Raw genomic sequence first — 9,286 nt, 5'->3', positions numbered from 1 at the left:
CGAGATGATCAAGGGAGGAATACCCAGACGTTCGACACCTTGGGTGTAGCCAGCGCCGCCGTTGGTGAGAGGGGTAAGAGGCATCTTCCACTGCGACTCGCCTGACATACCGTTGCCATGCACCAGCGCCAACTTCTCATCGAGAGTAAGTTGTTTTAGGACCAGCTCTGAACGTTCCCCTGGAGGCAGGTGTGAATCCATCCAGGGCCGGCTGGTTTCCTGAGCGGACGCGATGCCGGCTCCAATGACGACTGCTGCAACGACTAAAAGACAAAATTGTGACTTGCATCTCAGCATCGTGTCTCCAGGTCCCCCGGCGATGCTGCGCTGGCGAGAATCAAGGCCAGAAGAAATCGCGGCAGTGCGAAAAGGGCTACTCACGATTACAGAATCTAATATGAAGAAGGTGATGCAAAAGCTTCAACGGGTCGGAGCATGCCGCTCTTCCAATAACTGTCTATTTTGCTTGAAGTTGCCATCGGATTATTCGACCATCTTGGGCATGTATCATACGGCTCAATCACTGAGATCGACCCAAAGAATTGGCAGCAGACAACGCCGCAGACAACATGGAGTCATAGTGTTATCGATCGACAGTCCAGGAGACCTACCGCCAGGTCTCGACAGCGAGAACGGTGGGAGGACCAGCGTGGCCTTCGATGACATTCGTTTCGATCACCGCTTCCATGTTGAGTTGGTCCCAGTTCTTAGGCGCCTTCTTCAACATCTCATCGAGATACGCAGGCTTAAAAACAACCTCGCCGGCAGCTTCGGTGCCCTCCCCTAGAATCCCTGCGATGATAATGACAGGCTGGCCCGTTACGTTGTCATGAATCCTGGCGATGATGGCGTAGTCCTTTGCCAACTTCGTGTAAGGCACCTGCCATTGGAGGGTCCAGAATCTCTTCTCGGGACTCTTACGGTCTACGAGCCTCCGCACCTGCGAATCGTACTCGAATCCGAACGGTAGATCCTGAGTAATCCGCATAGTCCAAACGTTATCGAAGGCGCCAATGAGCACGACCGGACCTTCGCGTAGCTGGGCATAGCCGATCTCTGAATCGGAGACAATCCGAAAATCGCCGCCTTTCGGGACAAGAGGAACAATAGATCGCGCCAGCGTGATCACGTCCGAGACATCGAGATGGCCATACATGGGCATCCCGTTTGGTGTCGTGCGCTCTCGATCGACTGCATCTATCGGTTGCCCAAGGCAATAGGTAACCTTGCCGGAAGCCGCTGTCACCGGTTCCCAAAAGCGTTCCAGGTTCGACGGCTTCCGATGGATTTGGATACGGCCCATTCCGAATCCTGCGATCAGGGCAAACAACGATACTATTGAGATGGGTATCCATCGATGCCTGGTCCGCAATGTTGGAGGCGGGGCTGCTTCGGCAGATTTAAACTTGGTTGTGGGGGAATCCTGGGATGTCGGCCCGTTCCTCTGCGAGACCACCGATTCGGATTCGAGGTTCACGGAGGCCGTTGGATCACGGAACGAGGGAACGTATGAGCCTGCCGAAAGTTCGACTATCAGCTCTCCGAAATGATCCGTGTTGTAGTAGTACTGGATCAACCTCTTACGGACTTCGGCCGCTGTCGTACGGACCACTGGATCAAGGTTTACATCGTAGTTTGGCTCACGTCCAAAGGCCTCGACACCTATCGTCCGTTCCTTTAATTCGCTCGCATTGCCAAGCAACGTTTGCTCGACCGTGTAAGCCAGAAATACGGGATAGCGCTTGCTATTTGCGAATAGGGGGTGTGCAAGGAGCCGTTTCAGTTGATCGCGGACAGCACTGGCATCTGGCGCAAGACTATGTCCAGCCTCTTTTTCGGATTGTGGCAACAGCGGCATCGTGAGTTCTGCTGATTCTCTTCCTGCTTTTCCCGGTTTGACGACCTGGTTGCGTCCATCACGATGCGTCGCCGCGCAGAAGCAAGGACGGAGAACCGTCACCGACGGCCTAGAGCTAGGGACCAACGTCAACCCTCATTATTCCATATTGACAACTAGATTTTGGGGTATCACACATTCCTTTTAGATCAGTCGGTCACCAATGGTAAGTCTCTCAAATGGGTCAGCGACTGTAGGTGTAACGCTCAAGCTGGGCTACGACGGCTCTGTAGAGAAGGCCGGTACGGAGATGGGAAGAGTAGTAGACACAGAATCAACTCACGAATAAGGGAGTGAGTGAAATCCCGTTCAACAAAAGGAACTTTAACCAAATTCTGCTACTAGCTGCTGGTGGTAAGCAGTTCTTCTATAGTTCTTCTATTTCATCTAGTACCAAGGCTTCCGCCAAGTCCCAGGAACGACCCCGCTTCTTTCTGCTCCAACCGCAGAACAGCGATTTCCTTGAAGCGACAAGGAATCGCTATCATTTGCCGATGCAGAAGCTTATAAGAACAGATAAGTGTCTATTTTTTATATGTTTACTGCCCATGATGCCTCTGTGTGGACAACTTAGTGGACAGACTAACAGTTTATTTTCGAGTAACGGCTGTTCGCCCAGAGTGAACGCAGACCTCCGCGCGCCTTATTGAAAAGCTTGACAGCAATTTTTCGACGGAATCGAAGATGTCTACTTAGCAGTTTCAACATTAACCAGATGAGTTGTCCTAGTGCAAAAGACAGCGATGCGAGAAAGAGCAGCATCGTTAGCCAAAAAAGTCCTCGGTTTTCAAAGTCCGAATCTTGCAATCCTAAATAGAAATACCAGCTTTGAGGAGGATGCCCCATTAGCAAACTCATACACCAACCACCCAATGTACCGATTGCAGTATATCTAGCAACCTCACCTACATTCAGTGAAGGCCTGCGGGGCCAGACTGTGGCGATAGCATGTCGATACCAAGATACAAGCCGCTTGTGCGTCATCATTTCGGGTGAGCGTTCTTTGGCGATTTCCCCGCAGGGTTGACAGTCACAGGGGATGCGAGTTCATTTTGTTCGGCCTTCGCTCCAGTCAATTTCTCTTTCGTGAGCGCAAGATCGAGAGCGAGCTGATTCACTTGCTGGCTTGTGGTGCGCAGCTCTCTATAGAGGTTGTTCTGAAAATTGAGAAGGGTCAGAGCTAAGCTTATAAATGCAAGAGTTAGGCCTAGACCAATTGCTCTCCAACGTTTAACTTCATCCGAAAGCTGCACCAGCGAACTGATGATATCGTGATCAGGCAATAATTTTAGGGGAGGAAATTGCTTCTGTTTGAACAAAAGATATTTCTGATCACCGAATGCTATTTCGTCTACTTCTTCTAACGATTTCTTGCTGTCATGCACAATTTTCCAAGCAGAATCTCCGTCTCCAAGCTTGGCCCAAGCTTCGGGAGATCCCAGATTGCTTGTCCTCTCGAAATCGATAGTTGCGAATGCGTCGCCAAGCTTGATCTTGATCGCCCGATCTGTAAGGTTGAAAAGGGGACAAGACAACTTTCCTCTAAATCCAGGTTCCACCTGCGGCCCAGTTCCTAATAGAATTCCCTTATAAACCCACTTAACGCGAAGGTTGAACCGAGCAACAATGTAAAAGGGCAGGTCAAGCGATTCTTCAGTACTGACATAGACGATGGAATTGGGCTCCATATAAAACGAATTGTCTTTTTCCTTTGAGAGTTGCCGGATTTTGCCGGCACTATCTACGTATAGGGAGCCAATGGTCAGGGTATACGAAGCCGGCCTAAGATTGTCTCGCTTGTAGCCTTCTCCTATAAGCATTTGCCGCGTACAAAACCAGTCAATTTGATCTGATAGAAGTAGTCCTTTCCGATCCAATTCCTTCCGAAAAGGATCGTCGTACTTGAGACGGTCTGCAGCGAAGTCAGCAGCTGTGCTGATCGACTCGAAAACCTGTTGCAAGGGCTCTTGCTGATCGGGCATCGAACGGCCTTTCTCTGTTAGCTAATCCATCTACCTGCAAGATCGGGTGTGATGACACCGTTGAGATTCATCTGGATGCGACCCGGCTTTGCGACTACATCGCTTAGAAAGGGACTCGTTCCGAAGTATGTAACCGGTACACCAAATTGATCTTCCAGAGCCCTGATGAAGAGTTTTGCCTCAGGTGTCAGGGCCTCGGAATCTCGTTGTCGATAATTTGAATAATCAATTAAGTCCAATCCGTTGACGGCGATCGAGGTAGGCCTATTGGTAATGACGGCCCGTCTCACCATGTCCATGTCGAAGCGGCCAACCCTACGTAAACTCTTCGTTACCGTAGTGAATTCTGGAATCGGATGCGGATACGAACTCTCTCGCTGAACTGTGGCCCAGTCGATCTCGCCACGTAGGCTGCCCGCCTGAGCTCCAGAAACTCGGATCGGAAAGGTCCGTATGACAAGAACGATATCCGTTATCAGTCTGGGACTGAGGCCGACCTCGCTTATGAAGCCGGCGGCAGTTGTATCTCGCGAGGTGGCTTTCGGGTATTCATCTGCGTGATAGACCGAAAGGCCATAGCCTTGTGTGCCTTCGATCAAGATTTTCCTTCCAGCGTCAGACGCCGCGTTTAACTCAGCGGCGACGTTAACTATGTAAGGAGCTAACCAAGATCCTTTCGCTGCTGACGTTCCAGCTGTTTCGACGTTACCTCGCATGACCCGGCGTGCAACGGCAGCGCCCACCCCAGACAGGGTTGAACTAATGGCTTCTCTTAAACCCAAGGCTCTTTCTGATTCTCGATCGTGAGCGGTGATGATCACCGCATTCCGGTCGACCCCCACCCGGGCTGGGGTCAGACCGAGATCTGTGATCTCGCTCTTGAGGACTGCTTCGTCTATATATGCGCCGGCAGGTATGAGGAGACGCGTATGAGAAGACACAAAGCCCGTCGGCAATTGCCGAACGAGTTTTACTTCTCCAGAGTCTGCGACGAATGAATGACCAGAATTTGGTCCCCCGCATCGTACACAGAGTTCGATTCCCTCTTGGAGGGTGATCGCCGCGGCAATCTTACCTTTCCCTTCCGAGCCGAATTGGCCGCCTACAACTACCCAAACGCTCATTGTGCACCTCCCTGTTGCAGCGTTTCCAGCCATCGGTCAAGCTTGTCGTACAGATCCTGCAGAGAGCCGTCATTGTGAAGCGTCAAGCTAGAGACGGGTTCCAATTTATCAATGTAAGCTTCGACCTGCTGCGCATCTGCGTCGCGCAAGTTCGACAGGTTCTCAAATCTTGTCCGCAAGCGCGCAAAACGAGAAATTTCAGCTGAATCGATGAAGATCAAAAAAAAACGGGGGCTGAAGCCGCTGGAGAGGCTCTCAAAATCGAGAGGATGTCTCAGGCCATCAACCACTGTCGAACGACATCGATCAATCCGTGAGATTAGTCTCGCGTTCAATTCTAGCTGCATCCCGCCACCCATAACCTTCCAACCAACCTCCTGAAGCTGCTGCTTATTGGATGGGGAAGGAAGAGCCCATTCTTGAAGGACTTCGCTGTAGCGAATATACGCAAGCCCATACCGGGAAGCTAAATAACGAGAAGCAGAAGTTTTACCAGCTCCTATACGTCCCGTGAAGCCCACGAAGATCGGTTCAAACGGCAATGGCTGGAATGAGGTCTGATTTTCCACGTACTCCAGATTCTATTGCAGGTGTGTTGTTCCCAACGATGCGCAGATATGGATTTCGTCCAATCCTGAGCGAGCTAGAATCTCTGAGAGACGCGTGTAGTTGATCTGGGGTGACCTGGGAACGATCAGATAATCCTCACTCGGAGTTCCTAAAGCGATGTAATCGTCAGCAAGATAGAACAATCCGACCAAGGCAGACGTTATTGCATCGACTTCGTCGTGGGTCACTTTGTTCTTTAAATATGGCCCTTCGATGCCGGCGCGATTCAGACCCCATTTCAGCTCGGCCAAGCTGGAACCTTTTCTGGGAATGCCGAGAATATCCTGAGCCGCTCCGGGATAGCTCTCAATAACCTTTAGTCCATGACTCCTCAGCTCATCGGTCAGCCGCATACCTCTCATGGTGAGGGACTTCATGCTAGGCAAAAGGCACCAAAAAACTGAGATCCCCATCCGCTTCAAGGCCAACTCACACTTCCGATAGATTGGAGAATCCGCGACAAGCTGTTCTTGCGCACGATTCCATCCATCTGGGACCGACAGCGGCGAATCTATCGAAACAAGATCTGGTTTTGCGGCTATCGTTTCGCGGATGAGATCTTCGTCTGTGGAAATACTTTTGGTCTCAGCGTTGGAACCGACAAGAAGCGACCAGCCGGTAGCTCGACGCTCGCTCCCGGTAAGGTCTATACCGACGATTCTAGGTGTACTGATTGAGCTTCGCCGAAGGAGATCGTCAACCAGAGTTCCATTGCCCTTTGTAGATATCCGCTTCCGCGCTCTCGGAGTTTTGGGGAGCGAGTTGACTCCTTCGTAGATTTCTTTGCCCTTCCAGAGACCGCCCGAGGCCTGCAGGGCAAGGCGATCGTACGACATTTCCATGATCGCTTTCAGATGCACAACGTCTTCACTGTTATAGGTGATGAGTTGCTGCAAAGCATCTTTATCTCCCCGGAGGTGGCGCGACCAAAGCACGGTGGCATCATGGCCATCGATATCCTCAACTGACGAATCTCGGCAAATGCCAAAATCTTTTTCAATCACTTTCAGCCCACCCCGATGGCCGAGACGGCGAGTAACCCAACGCAAGTCGATATGAATCGGCGGGAGCTCAAGATCTTTGAAAGCCAGTTTAAGGAAGCGCAGGTCGAAACCGGATCCATTGAATGTCACCACGACCGAGTATTTCTTCAGTTGAGCCGGGAGGTCTTCAAGATTCTGGCCTTCGATGAAAGCTTGATACCGATTCCCTTCATAGAGACCAACCATAGTGACCTTGTCGAATACTGGTGATAAACCGGTTGTCTCAATGTCAAGAAAGACGCATTGATTTGCAAACTCAGGGAATAAGCGCCATCCTTCTCCGAGAGAGGACAGCCGGGTGAAGAAATGTGCATCCTTGCGCTGCATCGCGTCGATTGACTGAGGAATGTGCTCTTCGAGACGACGCCTTAGGCCGCGACTTATCGCTGCGGGTCTGGTAAAGAACCCATCGAGATCCTGCCAAGAGCGGATACCAGAGTGCCAGAGTTCAAGCTCAGTCTTCGCTCCAATACCTGGGATATGAAGGAATGTTTTTTCGAGCATCGTGTCAACTCCAGTTCGTCAACTTTAGTTTACGTCAACTTTTGTTGACAAAAACTGAAATATTTCATATCGTTTACGCTCCAGTGATCCAATGAAAAGTCCTGAAGACAAGGCGTTGAACGAGGCCTTCAAGAAGCGAGTGGCGATTGAGTTTGCGGCTGCTCGTGATCGTGCGCGCGCGAAAAATGTCTCAGTAGAGGATTTCGTAACGTCGCTTGGAGTGACTAGGGCCGCTTTGTGCAAATACGTGAACGGAAAAACCATTCCCAGCCTAAGGGTTTTACGAAGAGCGCGGCACTACTGGGGGGTTGATCTGAGCTATGGTGAACTGGGAGATGCCTATATAAAGCCTAGAAAGAAGAACTCCCGGCAGCTCGAATTTCAATTCTCAACGAGCGACATTACCAAGGACCAAATCGAGATCAGAAAGTTTTCTCCGAAGAGCGATGGCTCCGTGGAACTGTTGCTAAGAATTGACTTTTCAAGATCTGCATAACAGACATGATGCCTGCCATCGGTACATGATTCTGCGCGCCCCTTGTACGACGCTCTGAAGGAACATCTGGTAGCTGTATCGCTAGACGCTTGCTTGCTACTGATAAAGGTACTTCTGGAAGCCCGCGAAAATCATTCCAATCTCCTCAGGCTGCCCTAAATCAGCCAAGGCACCGGAATGGAAAGAGCCTAAGCAACGGGTGAGCCTGTCCTGATCCGCGTGTTGTCTACTGGCGAATTGAGTGCCAATGAAAGCTTTTGCTTTGCAGTTCTCTCCGCTCGGTTGGACTGAGGAACTGCATACGCAACGGAAGCCGAAGAATTGCCCCGTAAGACGCGTCAACCATGAGATCGATTCCTTATCGCGAGCTCAAATTTTGCTGGATAACATCGGCAGGACGATGACAAGAACCATAAGGAACGCCGCTTCCACACCAGCACTCTTCGTGAGGCTTGATCTTCTTGAGATGCGTTTCAGGGTTGAAGGCGGCAGCAGTTGGCCCTGGCCAATACCCGGCCCAATAGTCCCATGTCGGCTTCCCCTCTGCAACAGCCTGCTGGACCTGTACAGGTCTATCACTTATCAGTATCTCTCCGGGCATGAGTGGGCGAAGCGGAACGCCATGAGGTGGATAACCACGACAGAGCCTACGAGTTTTGAGCCAGATCAGATGGCGCGCGATATATAGGGTTACCTGTTCTAAGAATTGGCTCCTGCGTTCTCTGGCTGGGTCGTACCTAAACTCGGAGGCTGAATAGATACACAGCCCGGGAACTTTTTTACCGTCCCATGAAATCATCTGATCGAAGCGTGGATGCGGGTGTGTGGCAACATAATGTTCTGCAAAAAGTGGATTCAGCAGATACGCGCGAGGATGTGCAGGTAGAGGCTGTATGAGAATCAGCAACCTACATCGAATGTTCATACCAACGAGCAGAGGATCTGCCCAGTGGGACTGCCGAATAGGTTTTTCATCTCGAATCCTCCCAGCAGCTACCCAGATCTGAGAGCCCTTCTCAATTTGTCGCAGAAATGCTCGGGCGACTTCATCCGAGACAAAAGGCTGAACTTCTCCGATCCAAGCGCTCTCAGCATTTGAGCCCTCTGGTAGGAGCACAGGCGTGAATTGTGGGTAATCAGGGGACAGAGACGCCGCAACCTGCGGCGCCTCCTTGTATGGGTTCGCCCCAAACACTAGAGCAGCTCCCAGTTACCGTGCACACCATGAGAGCGCGCAGGTGCCACTGGCCGATATGGAGGGGGTACAACGATCGGCTTTGAAGCGCACTCGGGAAGTGCACCCAGGTTGTCTGTAACGAAGTGATCGCGCTTAGTAATCAGGAACTTGCGGCCATCCCGTTCCTCTACTTCGAGTACGGCCTCATGTCCCTTAGCGTCACGAACTATAAAACTAGCGAGTTTGGCCTCGATCTGATGAATTGCGTCAGCTTCAGTGAGCCGCACTTCAGTGTTGGTTGTGATGTCGATACAGCCGATTGACTCGATACGTCCATGCTGGACGTGCTTCTGCGTGCAATTCACCAGGAAGGTCTTCATCTAGTCCTCAGTTCTCGCCATTCCGTTATGGGCGAGGGTGTTACTTGTAGGGGGTTCCTCCCGTCACTGAGCCT

Annotated in this window: 9 protein-coding genes; 1 reads left to right on the top strand and 8 read right to left on the bottom strand. The window is 51.2% G+C overall.

What is annotated here, in order from left to right; translation table 11 throughout:
* The 6 genes from GSQ94_RS04590 to GSQ94_RS04565 form a co-directional block, all read right to left on the bottom strand.
* A partial coding sequence (locus tag GSQ94_RS04590) for a hypothetical protein (protein ID WP_158942137.1) occupies window positions 1-201 on the bottom strand: 201 nt, incomplete at its 3' end.
* A gap of 406 nt (window positions 202-607) precedes the next feature.
* Window positions 608-1,303: a hypothetical protein gene (locus tag GSQ94_RS04585; protein WP_158942136.1), complete on the bottom strand. Its 696-nt coding sequence runs from the start codon at window positions 1,301-1,303 to the stop codon at window positions 608-610.
* Between the two features lie 1,577 nt (window positions 1,304-2,880).
* Window positions 2,881-3,879: a hypothetical protein gene (locus GSQ94_RS04580; RefSeq protein ID WP_158942135.1), complete on the bottom strand. Its 999-nt coding sequence runs from the start codon at window positions 3,877-3,879 to the stop codon at window positions 2,881-2,883.
* 17 nt (window positions 3,880-3,896) lie between these two features.
* The gene (locus GSQ94_RS04575; protein ID WP_158942134.1) at window positions 3,897-5,003 is read right to left on the bottom strand and encodes an adenylosuccinate synthetase; all 1,107 of its coding nucleotides are present in this window, start codon (window positions 5,001-5,003) and stop codon (window positions 3,897-3,899) included.
* Window positions 5,000-5,572: a hypothetical protein gene (locus tag GSQ94_RS04570; protein ID WP_158942133.1), complete on the bottom strand. Its 573-nt coding sequence runs from the start codon at window positions 5,570-5,572 to the stop codon at window positions 5,000-5,002. Before GSQ94_RS04570 ends, GSQ94_RS04575 begins: the two co-directional genes overlap by 4 nt.
* 12 nt (window positions 5,573-5,584) lie before the next feature.
* Complete coding sequence (locus GSQ94_RS04565; RefSeq protein ID WP_158942132.1) at window positions 5,585-7,159, bottom strand: ribonuclease H-like domain-containing protein; 1,575 nt, start codon at window positions 7,157-7,159, stop codon at window positions 5,585-5,587.
* 91 nt (window positions 7,160-7,250) lie between these two features.
* On the opposite strand from GSQ94_RS04565, the gene GSQ94_RS04560 reads away from it, so the two are divergent.
* Window positions 7,251-7,655: a helix-turn-helix domain-containing protein gene (locus GSQ94_RS04560; protein WP_158942131.1), complete on the top strand. Its 405-nt coding sequence runs from the start codon at window positions 7,251-7,253 to the stop codon at window positions 7,653-7,655.
* 358 nt (window positions 7,656-8,013) lie between these two features.
* Here GSQ94_RS04560 and GSQ94_RS21775 read toward each other — a convergent pair whose 3' ends face one another.
* On the bottom strand, window positions 8,014-8,256 hold the full coding sequence (locus GSQ94_RS21775; protein ID WP_371417440.1) for an SEC-C metal-binding domain-containing protein: 243 nt from the start codon (window positions 8,254-8,256) through the stop codon (window positions 8,014-8,016).
* Window positions 8,257-8,849: 593 nt separating this feature from the next.
* On the bottom strand, window positions 8,850-9,212 hold the full coding sequence (locus GSQ94_RS04555) for a DUF3892 domain-containing protein (RefSeq protein ID WP_158942130.1): 363 nt from the start codon (window positions 9,210-9,212) through the stop codon (window positions 8,850-8,852).
* Window positions 9,213-9,286 lie beyond the last annotated feature (74 nt).

It is taken from the genome of Granulicella sp. S190 (assembly GCF_009766095.1).
Classification (GTDB): domain Bacteria; phylum Acidobacteriota; class Terriglobia; order Terriglobales; family Acidobacteriaceae; genus Edaphobacter.
Note: the sequence above shows the minus strand (reverse complement) of the source record. Positions and strands in the feature narration are given on the sequence as shown.